Origin of the sequence: Pseudomonas sp. 50_B, from assembly GCF_017491625.1 — a bacterium.
Taxonomy (GTDB): Bacteria; Pseudomonadota; Gammaproteobacteria; order Pseudomonadales; family Pseudomonadaceae; genus Aquipseudomonas; species Aquipseudomonas danubii.
Genome location: NZ_JAFGYX010000003.1, coordinates 16,495 through 32,244, shown reverse-complemented (window position 1 = coordinate 32,244; position 15,750 = coordinate 16,495). Strand labels below are relative to the sequence as shown.

The following is a 15,750-nucleotide window of genomic DNA, read 5'->3' as shown; positions in this document are numbered from 1 at the left end:
CAGCGTTCAAAGGGCCAGTTTACGGCGACTGTACAAGCCGCCCAACAAACCAGTAAGGCAACCGACGAGCAGCCCGCCGACGTGGGCGGCGTTGGCGATTTCGCCGAAACCGATCATCGACACCAGCCCGGACAGGCACAGCAGCAACCACACCAGCATCATCACCAGCACGCCCCGGGGCAGGCGGTAGATGGGGTTGGGGGACAGTAATTGGTAGATCCAGCAATGCCCGAGCAGACCGTAGAGCACCCCGGACAGGCCGCCGAACAGGGTCGGGCCACTGAAATAGTATTGGGCGTAGTTGGACACCAGGCTGAACAGCAGGGTCAAGCCCAGCAGGTTGATGCTGCCCTGGCGCAACTCGATACGCCGCCCCAGCTCCCAGTACCACATGCCGTTCATGGCGATATGCAGGATGCCGAAGTGGATCAGCATCGGCGTCACCAGGCGCCACCACTGCCCCGCCGCCAGGCTGTCGGCCAGGGAACTGAACTGGATGTAGTCGCCGACCACGCGGAACTCGAGGAAGGTAAACCAGCCGAGGGTTTGCAGGTTGTCCCCCAGCAGGGTGATGCCGCACACCGCCAGGCTCAGCAGCAGGATCAGCGCGGTCATCGGGCTGCGGCGCAACTGCTCCCCCAGGCCGACGCGGGCCGGGGTGGCCGCCTGCGGAATATCCAGTTGCTGCTCGGGATCGCCCTGGGGAAAGCGCTGGTACAGGCCCCGCACATCCTCACTGATGGATTCCGGCACCCAGAGCACCTGCTCGCCGGCCTCCTCACTGACCCGGTGCGGCACCTGCATGCGCTGCAGCAGCTTGACGAAGCCACTCAGATCCGTGGCCAGGGGCAGACGCAAAACCGCTACCGCGCTCATCGCAACACCTCGGGCCGCTCGACGTCGACCCAGACAAATTTATTCGGGTCCAGGCGGGTTTCCTGGTCCAGGCGATACGCGGCGAGCTTGCCGTAGAGCACCGCGCTGTAATCCAGGCACGCCAGGTTGGGCCGGATCGGCGCCGGCTTGCCGCTGCGCCAGTAGTGGCCGACGAACAGCATCGGTTCGTCGGCGCCGTAGCGCAGCAGGCTGTTTTTCTCGGCCGGGGACAACGGCGTGCGCGCCACCGGATCGGGCAAGGCATCGGGCTGGAAGACGATGTCGCCGTAGGTCTGCGGGTCGTCTTCCCAGAACTTGGTGCGGAAGAACGCCCGGGTCAGGCCGTCGCCACTGGTCATGGTCAGGCCGTGGGGCAGGCGCATGTCGGTGCCGCGCAGCAGGCGATCGAAGGCGGTGCTGGCAAAACTGTCGGGCAGCGCCGAGGCCTGGAGGAACTCGCGGTCGATGCAGCCGTTGGGGTACTGCTGGCGCAGCGGCGCGATCAGGCCGGCATCCCAGCAGGCATGCACCACGCGAAAGCGCCCGGCGTCGACGAACAGCGGCAGCTCATAGAACCACTCCAGGAAGTCGTGCCAGTCGCCAGGGTGGTGTTCGAACTGGGTCAGGGTTTCGTGGATCAGTCGGGCATGGCGCGGGGTGTGTTCGCGCACGAACTGCTTGCCGCTGCCGGCCGCCGCCGGGGTGCTCCAGCCCAGGGCGTTGAATTCATGGTTGCCCATGATGCACAGCGCCTGACCGGCCACCACCATGTCGTGGACGATATGCAGCGATTCACGGATTCGCGGGCCGCGGTCGATGATGTCACCGAGGAACACCGCCATGCGCGACGGGTGCCGCCAGACGCCGCCCTGCTTGTGGTACCCGAGCCGATCCAGCAAGTGCTCCAGGGTCAGGGCGCAACCGTGCACGTCACCGATCAGGTCGTAGCTACGCGCGGGATCGAGCATCAGTCGCCTCCACCGCCCAGTCGGCTGCCCCAGCCGAGTTTGGTCCGACAGACCTCGTAGTAGTTGTGGTCCAGCGGATGGATCAGGCGCAGCTTCTGCGCCTTCTTGCTGACCGTGATGGTGTCGCCCGGGGCACAGGTGAAGTGGTTCTGCCCGTCACAGGAGACTTGCGGATAGATCTGCATATCTTTGGACACGACGATTTTCAGCTCACTGTTGCCATCGACCACGATCGGCCTTCCAGACAAGGTATGGGGGTACATCGGCACAATCACAATGGCATCCAGCTTGGGGTGCATGATCGGACCGCCGGCGGACAGCGCGTAGGCCGTGGAACCGGTAGGAGTGGCGACGATCAGGCCGTCGGCCTTCTGGCTGCAGACGAACTGGCCGTCGATGTAGATCTCGAACTCGATCATCCGCGTCGACTTGCCCGGGTGCAGCACCACGTCGTTGAGCGCATCGCCCTGGCCGATGGCCTCGGCATGGCGACGGACTTCGGCCTGCAGCAGGAAGCGGTTTTCCACCAGGTAGTGGCCGTCGAGCACCTCGGCGACCTTGACTTCCAGCTCATCGGGGCGGATGTCGGTGAGAAAGCCCAGGCTGCCGCGGTTGATCCCCAGCACCGGAATATTGTGCCGGGCCAGGGCCCGGGCGGCGCCCAGCAGGCTGCCGTCGCCGCCGACCACGATGACCATGTCGCAGACCTCGCCCAACAGCTTGCGCGAGGAGGTCTGCAGACCGTGGCCCGGCAGCACTTCGGCGATGGTGTCTTCAAGGATCACGTGCAGGTGGCGCGCCAGCAGAAACTTCTTCAGTCGGCGAACTGTGTCCAGCACCTGGGAACTGCCCAGGCGACCGATAATGCCGATATTGCGAAACTGCTCCATGGGGCTCCTGCGGAATTCGGGTACGGGCGAAACGGAGGATTATGGGCGAAACCCGGCGTTAGACAAAATCCTTTCAGCCACTGGCGCTTAGGAGCGGGCGATGCAACTGCGAGTGGCACGCATTTATCGCGAACGCCACAGGTTTGCGTCTATGCTCGCAAGATGCTCCTGTTCCCGGATTTGCTCAGCCTCCCCCGCCAGTTGCGTCAACCTGAAGTCCGCGACCTCGCCTGGGTCATCCTCGCGCCGCCGATGCTCAGCCATACGCCCTGGCCACAGCGCCACCCCCTGGCCGGCAGCGACTGGGTGCTGGCGCCACAACTGCTGGCCCACTGGCTGCGATGCCAGGATCTGGACAGCCGCGCCTTGCGCCATTGGCTGAATCAGGGTCGGACCCGGCGCCTGGGCCTGTACTACGAACGCCTCTGGCAATTTGCCGTGCAGCATGCGCCGGGGGTGGAACTGCTGGCGGCCAACCTGCCGATCCGCCGTGAGGGGCACACCCTCGGTGAACTGGACATGCTGCTGCGCGACCGCGAAGGCGTGCATCACCTGGAGCTGGCGATCAAGCTGTACCTGGGCCCGCAGCACGGCAACGGCCGCGACAGCGCGCAATGGCTTGGCCCGGGCTGCCACGACCGCCTGGACCGCAAGCTGGCGCACCTGGACGAGCACCAACTGCCGATTTCCGCCCGCGCCGAAAGCCGAGAAGCCTTGGCGGCGCTGGACATCCAGCAGTTCAGCGCCCACCTGTGGCTGGGGGGCTACCTGCTCTATCCCTGGCCGGGCCACGCCGAACCGCCTCAAGGCGCTCACCCGCAGCACCTGCGAGGGCGCTGGCTGCACCAGCGGGACTGGCCCGCCTTCATCGCCCAGAGCGCACCCGGGCGTTGGCAGCCCCTGCCCCGCCACGCCTGGCTGGCTCCGGCTCACTATCCGGCCGAACAGGCCTGGACGGCCGGGCAACTGCAGCAATGGCTTGCAGAACTGGACGCCCAGGCCCCGGCGCAACTGCTGGTACGGCTGGTGGAAACAGCCGAAGGGGGCTGGGAAGAAGCCGAACGCCTGTTCCTGGTGGCCGACCTCTGGCCCAACGTCCCCGCAACCCAGCCCCTTGCGCCCAGAGCCCAACCTGCGTAGGCGCTGGCGTGCCAGCGAAAGTCCTCCCCCGCCAGGCACACATCTCCCGCCCCCTTCGCCGGCAAGCCGGCTCGGTGGGGTTTCGCTATGCCAGGGAAAGCCGCAACGCCAGGGCCGCCAGGGTCACCAGCAGCACCGGCAGTGTCAGCACGATGCCGACCCGGAAGTAATAACCCCAGCCAATATGGATGCCCTTGCGTTCAAGCACATGCAGCCAAAGCAATGTGGCCAGGCTGCCGATGGGGGTGATTTTCGGCCCCAGGTCGCTGCCAATGACATTGGCGTAGATCATCGCTTCCTTGACCACTCCGGTGGCCTGACTGGCATCGATGGACAAGGCAGCGATCAGCACCGTGGGCAAATTGTTCATCACCGAAGACAGCCCCGCCGTCAGCAATCCGGTGCCCAGCGCCGCCCCCCAGACGCCACCAACGGCAAAGCCGTCGAGCCAGCCCGCCAGGTACCCGGTCAGTCCGGCATTGCGCAAGCCATAAACCACCAGATACATGCCCAAGGAGAAAATCACGATCTGCCATGGCGCTTCCTTGAGCACTTTGCGGGTAGAAATCTTGTGCCCACGCGCCGCGATCACCAGCAGCAAGGTGGCGCAGACCGCGGAAATGGCGCTGATGGGAATCCCCAGCGGCTCCAGGGCAAAACAGCCCAGCAGCAGGATCAGCAGCACCCACCAGCCGGCGATGAAGGTCGCCCGGTCATGGATGGCGCTGCTGGGTTCGGCCAACTGGCGCGGATCGTATTCTTCGGGGATGTCCCGGCGGAAAAACCACAGCAGCACCGCCAGGGTCGCCGCGACGCTCACCAGATTGACCGGCAGCATCACCGCCGCATAACGGTTGAAACCTATCTCGAAGAAGTCCGCCGAGACGATGTTCACCAGGTTCGACACCACCAGCGGCAAGCTTGCGGTGTCGGCGATGAAACCGGCCCCCATGACGAAAGCCAGGGTCGTGGCGGCAGAAAAGCGCAAGGCCAGCAGCATGGAAATGACGATGGGCGTGAGGATCAGCGCCGCGCCGTCGTTGGCGAACAGTGCCGACACCAGGGCTCCCAACAGCACCATGAAGGCGAACAGCCGGCGCCCCCTGCCCCGCCCCCAGCGCGCCACATGCAGGGCCGCCCAGGCGAAGAACCCGGCCTCGTCCAGCAGCAGGCTGATGATGATCAGCGCAACGAAGGTGCCGGTGGCGTTCCAGATGATCTGCCACACCACCGGGATGTCGGCCAGTTGCACCACGCCGCACAACAGGGCCAGGAGCGCGCCGAACACCGCGCTCCAACCGACGCCCAGGCCTTTGGGCTGCCAGATCACCAGGGTAATGGTCAGCAAGAAAATCGATACTGCAATCAACATGACTAAGACATCTTGAATAAAGAGGGGGCTAGCGCAGGAGCTGGCTTGCCAGCGACCGTGCACCTGAGGCTGATACAAGCCCCAGGAGCCCGTTCGCCGGCAAGCCGGCGCCTACCACAGCAGGAGAATGTGGGTGACAGACAGCACTCAAGCCTTCTTGTGCTGCTCGACCCATTGGCCGTAGGCGGTGATGAAGTTCTGCAGGAACGGCCGGGTCGCTTCCGACAGCTTGCCCGCTTCGTCGAACGCCGAGCCGGCGCCGCCCAGGTAGGCTTCAGGCTGCTGCATGCACGGCACATTGAGGAATACCAGGGATTGGCGCAGGTGGTGGTTGGCACCGAAGCCGCCGATGGCCCCGGGGGAAACGCTGATCACCGCTCCGGGCTTGCCGCTCCAGGCACTTTTGCCATAGGGACGCGAACCGACGTCGATGGCGTTCTTCAGAGCTGCCGGTACCGAGCGGTTGTACTCCGGGGTGACGAACAGTACCGCATCGGCAGCGCCGATCTGTTCGCGAAAGCGGGTGTAGGCCGCGGGAGGCGTCACGTCGATATCTTCGTTGTACAGCGCCAGATCGCCAATCTCGACGATGCTCAACTGCAGGTTCGCCGGCGCCAGCTCGGCCAGCGCCAGGGCTACCTTGCGATTCAGGGATTGTTTTCTCAGACTGCCGACCAGCACTGCGACTTTGTAGACATTGCTCATTGCATTCCAACCCTTGGCTTGAAGAAGGTGTTAGTTATAGATGAGCCTGGGGGTCGCCTGCTACCCCACACAAACCATTTCCCTGCATAAGTTCCAAGAGCTGGAAGGCCGTGCGCTGCGACGGCGGATTATTTTTTCCGGCCGGCAAAACTTACCTCGCACACGTCGGGTCTACAGCACCGAATTTGCGTGTTTTATCTCCAGAGGCTCTAAAGATGGCAGCAGTACTTGTCGGACAATTCCATGCAAGAGATGCCGAGGGACGGGTGTATTCAGTGCACGAGTTCCAGGAATCCATGCCCGCAGAGGGCGACCAGGCCAGCTCGGAGCCCGTTACCACCTACCGCCTGGCCATTGGCGACCGGGTCAAGAAGCTCGATGACAATCAATTCCTGCTGGTGCAATCGGACGTCACCATCGTGCGGGAGCCGGAAACCTATGTCAGTGAGTGATCATGCCCGCCGGCCCGGACTTGGGGTAGGATTCAACGCCTGACTCCCTAACCGGCTGGACATGGACTTCAAGCATGCGTTTACGTCATATCGAAGTGATTCAGGCGCTCCTGCAAACCGCCCACCTGGGCACCGCCGCCGAGCTGCTGCAACTCTCGGTGGCTGAAGTCGAAGCCCTGCTACGCGATGCCGAAAGCCAATTGGGGTTCATGCTGTTCGCCAGCGTGCGCGGGCGCTTGCAGGCCACTCGCGAAGCCCGGGAATTGCAACCGGCAATCAACCGGGTGTACGACGCTTTCGAACCGGTACAACGCCTGGCTGACAGCCTGAGGTTTCATCAGGCACCGCCTTTGCGCATCGTCGGCACGCCCCCTCTGGTCCAACAACTGCTGCCTCAGTGCATCGCGGCCCTGCGCCGGCGCTTCGCCGATACGCCCTGCAGCCTCCTCAGCCAGAGCACCCGCGACATGGTCCACAGCCTGCTGCTGCACGACTGTGACCTGGGCCTGAGCCTGCATGACCCCGAACACCCGGACATCCACAGCCAGGCCCTGGCTCAGGGCAAGCTGTTTTTGCTGGCACCCCATGGCTGGCTGCAACCCAAACAGAAATACGTGGCCCTGCAGGAGCTGGCGGGCCAGGCCATGGTGGGCCTGGAGGGCCAGGACCCGCTGAGCGTGATACTCACCAGCAAGCTGCAGAATCTGCGGCCAAGCCCGGTAATCCAGACCCGGGTACAGACCTACCAGATGATGCGCAGCCTGGTGGAGGCCGGTGAGGGCCTGGCCATCGTCGACCCGTTCACCGCCGTGGGTGCCCGTGGCGCCGGGCTCGATGCCTGCCCCTTGTCACCCCCCATCAGTGTCACGCTGTACGCCTTGCGCCGCAGTTCCGGCGAGGACTCGCCCCTGCTCGGCGCCCTGCTGGAACTGCTGACCGAGCAGGCCGAAACGCTGCTGGCCGGCTAGGACCGTTACGCCTGAGGCTCATCGGCAAACAGCCGGTACCAGAAAATCGCCACCTCGCTGGTATTCGGATCGATGCCGCGATAACGCAGGTGATCCACCCCGCCCACCACGTAGCCGCAACGCTCATACAGGCGACAGGCGCCGAGGTTGTTGTTCTGGGTTTCCAGCATCACCCCCGGCAACTGCTTCTTGCGACTCCAGAACTGCGCCACCTCCAGCAGCCCCTTGGCGACGCCGTGCCGCCGGGCCGGCGCATGCACCGCCAACTCGTCGATATGCCCGTAACCGTTCCAATTGGTGCTGACCACCACGTGCCCCACGGGCTGATCGTCCAGGTAGGCCATGAAGATCTCGCTGTCCGCGGCGTTGCGGTAACTGCTGAATTCCTCGGGGTCGATGCCATAGCACTTGCGGTAAGGCACGATCCTGCGCAGCGGCCAGTCCGCCACCGGCAAGCCCCGCTCGGCCTCGGCGTAGGCACTGACTTCGAAGCTGAAGTCGCTGCCCCAGACGTAGGCGGCGAAGCCCTCGTCGGCCACACGGATCGCCAGTCCCGGATACTTGGGATTCACCACAGGTTGCATAGCAGGAAAACTCCTCATGCTTTGACGCAATCGACGGTGTACTGCCGGCCATGGCCCTGGTCGTCATGCTGCAGGCCATGCACATCGGCGACGAACCCCGGGAAACTGCTGTCGAAAGCTCGGGCAAAGGCCAGGTAGTCGATGATCGAGCGGGTCGCTTCGGTAAATCGCTCACCGGGCATGATCAGCGGAATACCCGGCGGGTATGGCACCAGCATCACCGCGGCGATACGCCCCTGCAGTTGATCGATGGACACCGCCTCGACTTCGCCGCGCACCAGTTGGTCGTAGGCATCGGCAGGCTTCATCGCCACCTCCGGCAGCACGGTGTACATGCGCTTGAGGTGCTTGGCCGTGGCATTGCTGCGGTAGCAGGCGTGCAACTGGTCACACAGATCCTGCAAGCCCATGCCCTGATAGCGCTGCGGGTCCTGCCCGGCCACGCTGGGCAGGCAACTGGCCAGGCTGACATTGGCGTCGTAGTTGCGCTTGAACTCCAGCAGCTCGGTGAGCAGCGTGCTCCACTTGCCCTTGGTGATGCCCATGGAGAACAGCACCAGGAACGAATAGAGCCCGGTCTTTTCCACCACCAGCCCGCGCTCCCAAAGGAACTTGCTGACCACCGCCGCGGGAATTCCGTGCTCGCTCAAGGCCCCGCCAGCGGTAAGCCCAGGCATCACCAGGGTCACCTTGATCGGGTCCAGCAGCACATAGTCGTCGGTGACGCCGGCAAAACCGTGCCACTCGCCTTCGGGCTCCAGCAACCAGTCGCCGGTGCGCACCTGATCGATGCCTTCGACCCGTTCCGGCTGCCAGATCGAGAACCACCAGTCATCGGCGGCGATATTCTGCCGCAGATTGGCCAGGGCCCGGCGGAAGCTCAGGGCTTCATCGAACATTTCCTGCAGCAGCGAGCGCCCCGCCGGCCCTTCCATCATCGCCGAGGCCACATCCAGCGAGGCAATGATGCTGTACTGCGGCGACGTCGAGATGTGCATCATGAAGGCTTCGTTGAAGCGGTCCCGATCCAGTTGTCGGGCGCCGCCATCCTGCACATGGATCATCGACGCCTGACTGAAAGCCGCCAGCAGCTTGTGGGTGGAATGGGTGGTGAACACCAGGGGACTGTCAGCGGAGCGCGAGGTGCCCATGCCGTAACGCCCGGCGAAGAATTCGTGGAAGGCCGCGTAGGCATACCAGGCCTCGTCGAAATGCAGCACCTCGACACTGTTGCCCAGGCTTTGCTTGATCAGCTCGGCGTTGTAGCACAGGCCGTCATAGGTGGAGTTGGTGACCACCGCCAGCTTGACCTTGGGCGGCCGGCCACGGGTCAGCGGACTGGCGTCGATCTTGGCCTGGATCGACTCGGGGCTGAACTCGCTCAAGGGAATCGGCCCGATGATCCCCAACTCATTACGTTCAGGACACAGGTACAGGGGGATGGCCCCGGTCATGATGATCGAGTGCAACACCGATTTATGGCAGTTGCGATCCACCAGCACCAGGTCATCGCGCCCCACCATGGAATGCCAGACGATCTTGTTGGCGGTGGAGGTGCCATTGATCACGAAGAAGGTGTGGTCGGCACCGAAATTGCGCGCTGCCCGCGCCTCGGCTTCCGCCAGGGGCCCGGTGTGGTCCAGCAGCGAGCCCAGCTCCGGCACTGACACCGACAGGTCCGAACGCAGGGTGTTCTCCCCGAAGAACTGGTGAAACGCCTGGCCCACCGGGCTCTTGCGATAGGCCACGCCACCGCCGTGCCCCGGGGTGTGCCAGGAATAGTTGGAATCGGCGGTGTGCTGCACCAGGGCCTTGAAGAACGGCGGCAGCAGGCCGTCGAGATAATTGCGCGCGGCCCGGGCCACTTGCCGGGCCAGGAACGGCACCGTGTCCTCGAACAGATAGAGAATGCCCCGCAGTTGGTTGAGCTCGCTCATGGCATCGGCGGGGGCGTTTTCCAGGGTCATCTGCTCCCCGAGGGCGAAGATCGGCAACAAGGGTGCGCGTACCCGGGCCAGGCGGATCAGCTCCACCATGTTTTGCAGAAGATGGGTGTTTTCCCCGGCGCCCTCGGCAGCGATCAACATGCACGCCAGGCCGTGATGGGTAGAAGCCACCAGTCGCCCTTCGGCGTAGTTGACCGCGGAAAAGATGCTGAACCCGTCCTTCTCCAGCTCCCGGGCGATGCCCCGCACCCGGTCTCCCGCCACCGTGTCGGACTTGATATCGCGGTGCACGATCAGGATCGGAAACTGCAGGTCTTTATACATGGGGCAGGCTGTCCTGAGGCGGCGGGTAGGTCCCGCCAATGGACTCAGGGTAGAAGCTCCTGGCGTCGCCTGTCACCCCGAGCACAGACTGGATGTAACAAAAGGTCGCACAGGCACAATTGCCGGCCCACGCCCCACACACCTGTAGCCGCTGCTGAGCCATGGCGAAGCTGCGTGAAGGCCCACAGGGCCTTGCTTGGCGATCTCCCGACAAACCTCTGTCGCCTTCGGAGCCGTTCGCAGCCTGCGGCAGCGGCTACAACACTCTCGGCTCGGCATTACCCTGTAGCCGCTGCCGAGCCACGGCGAGGCTGCGAAAAGGTCCGCAGGACCTTGCTTGACGATCTCCCGCCAAATCTCCAGCGCCCTCAAGAGCGCCGCATCTCCTAAGGAGCCGTTCGCAGCCTGCGGCAGTGGCTACAGGGCCACGGACGACAACGGCTTAGTGTTGGTTTTCGAGCAACTGGGTCCACAGGGCCGGGGCGCCGGCAGACTTGGCGATGATCTCCAGGCGCGTCTGGTGCTCGGCCAACTCGGCTTCGCTGGCGCGGATGATCCGCCCCCGCGGCCGCTCGGCCGGCAAGCGGCGGATCTCCGAGGCCCGGCCCGCACCTTCGCCAGAGCCGTTGCCATCCGAGGCATTGCCCGCCAGGGACAGGCTGGTCTGGCCACCGGTCATGGTCAGGTAGACGTCGGCCAGGATCTCCGAGTCGAGCAAGGCGCCGTGCAATTCACGGCCGGAGTTGTCGACACCGTAGCGCTTGCACAGGGCGTCGAGGCTGTTGCGCTGCCCCGGGTGCCGCTCACGGGCCATCATCAGGGTGTCGAGGATGGTGCAGTGCTGGGTGATGTCCGCCCGCTCGTGCTGCCCCATCAAGGCGAATTCGTTGTTGATGAAACCAACGTCGAACGCCGCGTTGTGGATGATCAGCTGCGCGCCCTTGATAAAGTCGAAGAACTCATCGGCGACTTCGGCGAAACGCGGCTTGCCCACCAGGAACTCGTTGGTGATGCCGTGAACGCCGATGGCGCCCTCATCACTCTCGCGATCCGGTTGCAGGTAAACGTGGAAATGCCGCCCGGTCAGGCGCCGACCGATCAACTCGACGCAACCGATTTCAATGATCCGGTGACCGTCGGTCACCGGCATACCGGTGGTTTCGGTATCGAGTACAACAGATCTGTTGGCCATCAGTGGTCCGTTCTCAATCTGGCAAAGGGCGGGATTTTAGCATGCCCAGCCCATGGACTGTGCGCGCCCCGGTCACGCCGCTGCCGCGCACTTTTTAACAGTTATTAGTAAAGCTGCTGAGGTGGGCCGAAGGCTCGCCTGCTAGGGTGCCGCCGATCTTCCCCACGGACTTCCCCAGCCATGACGACCCTCCGGCGCTACCTGCCAATCCTGCTGCTGGCCGGTCTGTTCAACAACCCCGGCCAGGCCACCAGCCTGGTGATCAGCACCGACTTGAGCATGAGCGGGCTGCTGACCAGCAGCGAAGGCACCGCCGGGATCAGCAGCTCGTTCAAGGACGACAAGATCGTCCTGCAAGCCCGCAGCGATGCCGCGGCCTTTATCGCCAGCAACGGGACGATTCGCGGCGTACAGCTGGAGTCGGCGCTGCAGAGGATTCGCCAGGTGCTGCACAACCCGCCCTACAGCGATACCCAACTGGCTGCGGCGATCCTCACCCTGTAACGCCATCAGCCCTTGTAGCCGCGAACCTCGTCTACACCCCGGTTGGCCAACTGGTCGGCACGCTCGTTACCGTGATGGCCAGTGTGGCCACGCACCCATTTCCAGGTGACGTTGTGGCGGTTGACCTGTTCATCCAATTGCTGCCACAGGTCGGCGTTCTTCACCGGCTCCTTGGCTGCGGTCTTCCAGCCGCGCTTCTTCCAGTTGGCCATCCACTCGTTGATGCCCTTCATCACGTACTGCGAGTCGGTGACCAGCAACACGTCGCACTGGCGCTTGAGCTCTTCCAGGCCGCGAATCGCCGCCATCAGTTCCATGCGGTTATTGGTGGTGTTGGCTTCGCCGCCCCAGAGTTCCTTCTCGACCCCCTTGCACACCAACAAAGCGCCCCAGCCACCAGGGCCGGGATTGCCCTTGCAGGCACCGTCGGTAAAGATTTCTACGCTATCGCTCATCCACGCCTTCCATCAGAAAATTGCCAGTGGCCTGCCGATTGCGGTCGACAGCGCCCAGGGCCGAGGTCACTCGGCCGGTCCATATAAAAAGAAGGTTGCTGCAGGTCGTCAGGGTTCGCTGTTACGGCGATTGACCTTGGCCATGGGCAGTGGCAACAGCTTGCCCATGGGTTCGCGTCGCACCTGGCGCACCGGGCGCAGACCGACGGCGATCTTGCGCGCCACCAGCAGGTAAAAGCCGCCGCCGGCCAGTTGCCACTGCCCGGCCTTGCGCTCCCAGCCCGCCAATCGTGCCTGCCATGCCTGCGAGGCAAGCGGCGGACGATAGCACCCGAAGCGGCGTTTCTCCAGCGCGAACCCCAGCAGGTTGAGCCAGTCGCCCACCCGCGACGACGAGATGCAGCGGGCCTGGCGCAAGGCGTCATGGGCGAAGACGTGGCGCAGGCCCCAGGTGCTCCAGGGGTTGATACCGATAATCAGCAAGTGGCCGCCGGGCCTTACGCTGCTGGCCGCCTCGCGCAGCAGGCCGTGGGGCGACAGGCAGAAATCCAGACCGTGTTGCAGCACCACCACATCGGCGGCATGTTCGCTCAGGGGCCAGGCCTGCTCCTCACAGACGATCTCGACCCCGGGCAACGGCGCGCCCAGGCGTACGTTGCGTTGCACCTGGGGCGCCGCCGGCGGGGTCTGCGCCGAGGGCCCGTAATGCACCAGGTAACCGCCGAAGAAACGCCCCAGCTCTTCTTCAAGCATGCGTCGCTCTTCATCCAGCAGAAACTGCCCCAGAGGACCGGACAACCAGTCCCGGGCCGCACTGATCAGGGCCAGCCAGTCGGGATCTGCCTGAGCGAAGGCTTTATCGGTCATTGCATTCTCCAACACGCCAAGAAGTTCTAAGATGCGCCATTGTTTTCCGCTTGGCGAATCCAAAGATGATACAGATCAGTGCCCTGCCCGCCTTCACCGACAACTACATCTGGTTGTTACAAGATCATCGCAGCCAGCGCTGCGCCGTCGTCGATCCCGGGGATGCGGCGCCGGTACTGGCCTGGCTGGAACAGCACCCGGACTGGAGCCTGAGCGACATCCTGGTGACCCACCATCACCACGATCATGTCGGCGGTGTCGAGCACCTGAAACAGCACAGTGGCGCCACGGTCTACGGCCCGGCACAGGAAAAGATCCCCGGACGCGACGTGGCCCTGAACGACAACGACCACGCCAACATCCTCGGCTGGGACTTCGAGGTGTTTGCCGTACCGGGCCATACCCTGGGGCATATTGCCTACTACCATCACGGCCTGCTGTTCTGTGGCGACACCCTGTTCGCCGCCGGTTGCGGGCGTCTGTTCGAAGGCACCCCAGAGCAGATGCACCATTCCCTCAGCCGCCTCGCCGCGCTGCCGGACGACACCCTGATCTACTGCACCCACGAATACACCCTGAGCAACCTGCGCTTCGCCCAGGCAGTGGAACCCACCAACCCGGACATTGCCCAGCGCCTGGAAAAGGTCGCGCAGATGCGCGAGCAAGGGCGCATGACCCTGCCATCAACCCTGGCCCTGGAAAAACTGACCAACCCGTTTTTACGTACCGGTGAAACATCCGTTAAACAAAAAGCGGACGAACGGAATGGCCAGGATAACCCGTCCCAGAGTGCGGTCTTTGCGGCCCTGAGGGCCTGGAAAGATAAGTTCTAAGCCGGCCAACTGTTGGCACAAAAATTCTGAATGGTTGACCGCACCCCAGGTGCTTTCTAGAATCGCCCGACATTTTTGCCCGGAACTTACTTCCAGCCAATGTCGTCATCTATTCGTTATTCCATCAGTTCAGACGCATTGACGCGCTTGGCCCAGGCCATCGCGGTAGCTGTGTCAGCGACTCTTGCGGGCTGCCAAAGCACCGGTCATGCCCCGCAGAGCGACGCGACACACACTCAGAATTTCAACGCCCGCATCAAGCAGAAACCCATCTGGCTGAGCAACCAGCCAAGCCCGCAAGTCCCCCAGGATGTCTGGGAACGCATGCGCCAGGGGTTCCAACTGCAAGAAGGCCAGGGCGTCAACCCGCGTATTGAACAACAGCGCCTGTGGTTCGCCAGTAACCCTTCCTTCCTGGAAAACGCCGGCGAGCGCGGCAGCCTCTATATCCACTACATCGTCGAACGTCTCGAAGAGCGCAACATGCCGCTGGAACTGGCGCTGCTGCCAGTCATCGAAAGCGCCTACAACCCGCTGGCCTATTCCCGGGCCGATGCGGTGGGACTCTGGCAGTTCGTCCCGGCCACCGGTCGCTACTTCAACCTGCGCCAGACCCGCTTCTACGATGGCCGACGCGACATCACCGCGTCGACCACCGCGGCTCTGGACTACCTGACCCGCCTGCACGACATGTTCAACGGCGACTGGCTGCTGGCACTGGCCGCCTACAACGCCGGCGAAGGCACGGTCAGCCGGGCCATTGAGCGTAACGAGAAGCTCGGCCTGCCCACCGACTACTGGAACCTGCCGCTGCCGACGGAAACCCAGGCCTATGTACCCAAGCTGCTGGCCCTGTCCCAGGTGGTGCTGGCCCCGCAAGCCTACGGCGTCAATCTCAACCCGATCGCCAACGAACCCTACTTCCAGGTGGTGGAAATCAACCAGCGCATGGACCTGTCCAAGGTCGCGGCGGTGGCCAACATTGACGAGGACGAGCTGTTCCAGCTCAACCCGGCGTTCAAGCAGCGCACCACCGTCGACGGTCCCCAGCACCTGCTGGTGCCAACGTCCAAGGCACAGCTGCTGACCACCAGCCTGTCCACCATGAAACCCGAAGAGCTGATCAGCAAACGCTCCCTCAAGCCGGTCTTCGACCGCGACGAAGGCCGCGACTCGCTGCGGCCCAAGCGCATCTATCGGGTCAAGAACGGCGACAACCTGACCCTGATCGCCAAGGCCAACAAGGTGGATGTGCAGGACCTGCAACGCTGGAACAAGCTCAGTGGCAAGAACCTCAAGGTCGGCCAGACCCTGGTGATGCAGGACACCCGCAAGAGCGCCGGCAAGAAAACCAGCGTGGCCAGCAGCAAGCAGAAATCGACCCGCTACAAGGTCAAGCAAGGCGACTCGCTGTACATCGTGGCCAAGCGTTTCAATGTTGAAATGCAGCACCTCAAGCGCTGGAACCCGCGCGCAGCCCAGGCTCTCAAGCCGGGCCAGATGCTCACGGTCTACCTGCCGCACTGACGGGGCAACCCGGCTCGTTGTAGCGAGGCAGTGGGCTTGCGCTCCAGTGCGCAGCACCGGCAAGCCCTGAAAGCTGGGGGTATCTGAAGTCACGCGGCGCCTGAATCAAGGGGCGCTGCACGCCCCAACGGGAGCCAGCCCCCTGGC

Annotated in this window: 16 protein-coding genes; 6 read left to right on the top strand and 10 right to left on the bottom strand. The window is 63.7% G+C overall.

What is annotated here, in order from left to right; all coding sequences use genetic code 11:
- Window positions 1-6: 6 nt before the first annotated feature.
- The 3 genes from J5M73_RS05595 to J5M73_RS05585 are packed head-to-tail and all read right to left on the bottom strand — an operon-like array spanning window position 7 to window position 2,734.
- Complete coding sequence (locus J5M73_RS05595) at window positions 7-876, bottom strand: rhomboid family intramembrane serine protease (RefSeq protein ID WP_102865218.1); 870 nt, start codon at window positions 874-876, stop codon at window positions 7-9.
- Window positions 873-1,847: a metallophosphoesterase gene (locus J5M73_RS05590; protein WP_180988403.1), complete on the bottom strand. Its 975-nt coding sequence runs from the start codon at window positions 1,845-1,847 to the stop codon at window positions 873-875. Before J5M73_RS05590 ends, J5M73_RS05595 begins: the two co-directional genes overlap by 4 nt.
- Window positions 1,844-2,734 (bottom strand): NAD(+) kinase, encoded by an 891-nt coding sequence (locus J5M73_RS05585; RefSeq protein ID WP_007920913.1) that lies wholly within the window; start codon window positions 2,732-2,734, stop codon window positions 1,844-1,846. Before J5M73_RS05585 ends, J5M73_RS05590 begins: the two co-directional genes overlap by 4 nt.
- Window positions 2,735-2,896: 162 nt before the next feature.
- Here J5M73_RS05585 and J5M73_RS05580 point away from each other — a divergent pair, with 162 nt between their 5' ends.
- A complete protein-coding gene (locus J5M73_RS05580; RefSeq protein ID WP_180988627.1) occupies window positions 2,897-3,874 on the top strand; it encodes a DUF1853 family protein in 978 nt (325 codons plus the stop codon).
- An 85-nt stretch (window positions 3,875-3,959) separates the two neighbouring features.
- Here the strand turns inward: J5M73_RS05580 and J5M73_RS05575 are convergent, their stop codons facing one another.
- Together J5M73_RS05575 and J5M73_RS05570 are read right to left on the bottom strand one after the other, a co-directional pair.
- The gene (locus tag J5M73_RS05575; RefSeq protein ID WP_102865220.1) at window positions 3,960-5,246 is read right to left on the bottom strand and encodes an arsenic transporter; all 1,287 of its coding nucleotides are present in this window, start codon (window positions 5,244-5,246) and stop codon (window positions 3,960-3,962) included.
- Between the two features lie 147 nt (window positions 5,247-5,393).
- Window positions 5,394-5,951, bottom strand: a complete 558-nt coding sequence (locus tag J5M73_RS05570) for an NAD(P)H-dependent oxidoreductase (protein WP_102865221.1) — start codon at window positions 5,949-5,951, stop codon at window positions 5,394-5,396.
- Between the two features lie 215 nt (window positions 5,952-6,166).
- Here J5M73_RS05570 and J5M73_RS05565 point away from each other — a divergent pair, with 215 nt between their 5' ends.
- Window positions 6,167-6,403, top strand: coding sequence for a hypothetical protein (locus J5M73_RS05565; protein ID WP_102865222.1), 237 nt, complete (start codon window positions 6,167-6,169; stop codon window positions 6,401-6,403).
- 74 nt (window positions 6,404-6,477) lie between these two features.
- Window positions 6,478-7,371, top strand: a complete 894-nt coding sequence (locus J5M73_RS05560; RefSeq protein WP_102865223.1) for a LysR family transcriptional regulator — start codon at window positions 6,478-6,480, stop codon at window positions 7,369-7,371.
- Between the two features lie 5 nt (window positions 7,372-7,376).
- On the opposite strand, the gene J5M73_RS05555 is transcribed toward J5M73_RS05560, so the two are convergent.
- The 3 genes from J5M73_RS05555 to dnaQ all read right to left on the bottom strand — a co-directional run bounded on the left by J5M73_RS05555 (window position 7,377) and on the right by dnaQ (window position 11,417).
- A complete protein-coding gene (locus J5M73_RS05555) occupies window positions 7,377-7,955 on the bottom strand; it encodes a GNAT family N-acetyltransferase (protein WP_207815078.1) in 579 nt (192 codons plus the stop codon).
- 14 nt (window positions 7,956-7,969) lie between these two features.
- Window positions 7,970-10,225, bottom strand: a complete 2,256-nt coding sequence (locus J5M73_RS05550; protein ID WP_102865225.1) for an arginine/lysine/ornithine decarboxylase — start codon at window positions 10,223-10,225, stop codon at window positions 7,970-7,972.
- Between the two features lie 442 nt (window positions 10,226-10,667).
- Window positions 10,668-11,417 carry a DNA polymerase III subunit epsilon gene (dnaQ, locus tag J5M73_RS05545; RefSeq protein WP_102865226.1) on the bottom strand — a complete coding sequence of 250 codons (750 nt, stop codon included), beginning with the start codon at window positions 11,415-11,417 and terminating at the stop codon, window positions 10,668-10,670.
- 180 nt (window positions 11,418-11,597) lie between these two features.
- Between dnaQ and J5M73_RS05540 the strand changes: the two genes are divergently transcribed.
- Window positions 11,598-11,921, top strand: a complete 324-nt coding sequence (locus J5M73_RS05540) for a DUF2388 domain-containing protein (protein WP_102865227.1) — start codon at window positions 11,598-11,600, stop codon at window positions 11,919-11,921.
- 5 nt (window positions 11,922-11,926) lie between these two features.
- On the opposite strand, the gene rnhA is transcribed toward J5M73_RS05540, so the two are convergent.
- Window positions 11,927-12,376, bottom strand: a complete 450-nt coding sequence (gene rnhA / locus J5M73_RS05535; RefSeq protein WP_102865228.1) for a ribonuclease HI — start codon at window positions 12,374-12,376, stop codon at window positions 11,927-11,929.
- A gap of 108 nt (window positions 12,377-12,484) precedes the next feature.
- Complete coding sequence (locus tag J5M73_RS05530) at window positions 12,485-13,243, bottom strand: methyltransferase domain-containing protein (protein WP_102865229.1); 759 nt, start codon at window positions 13,241-13,243, stop codon at window positions 12,485-12,487.
- A 65-nt stretch (window positions 13,244-13,308) separates the two neighbouring features.
- On the opposite strand from J5M73_RS05530, the gene gloB reads away from it, so the two are divergent.
- Together gloB and J5M73_RS05520 are read left to right on the top strand one after the other, a co-directional pair.
- Window positions 13,309-14,076: a hydroxyacylglutathione hydrolase gene (gene gloB / locus J5M73_RS05525; protein WP_102865230.1), complete on the top strand. Its 768-nt coding sequence runs from the start codon at window positions 13,309-13,311 to the stop codon at window positions 14,074-14,076.
- A 99-nt stretch (window positions 14,077-14,175) separates the two neighbouring features.
- Window positions 14,176-15,603 carry a transglycosylase SLT domain-containing protein gene (locus J5M73_RS05520; RefSeq protein WP_102865231.1) on the top strand — a complete coding sequence of 476 codons (1,428 nt, stop codon included), beginning with the start codon at window positions 14,176-14,178 and terminating at the stop codon, window positions 15,601-15,603.
- Window positions 15,604-15,750 lie beyond the last annotated feature (147 nt).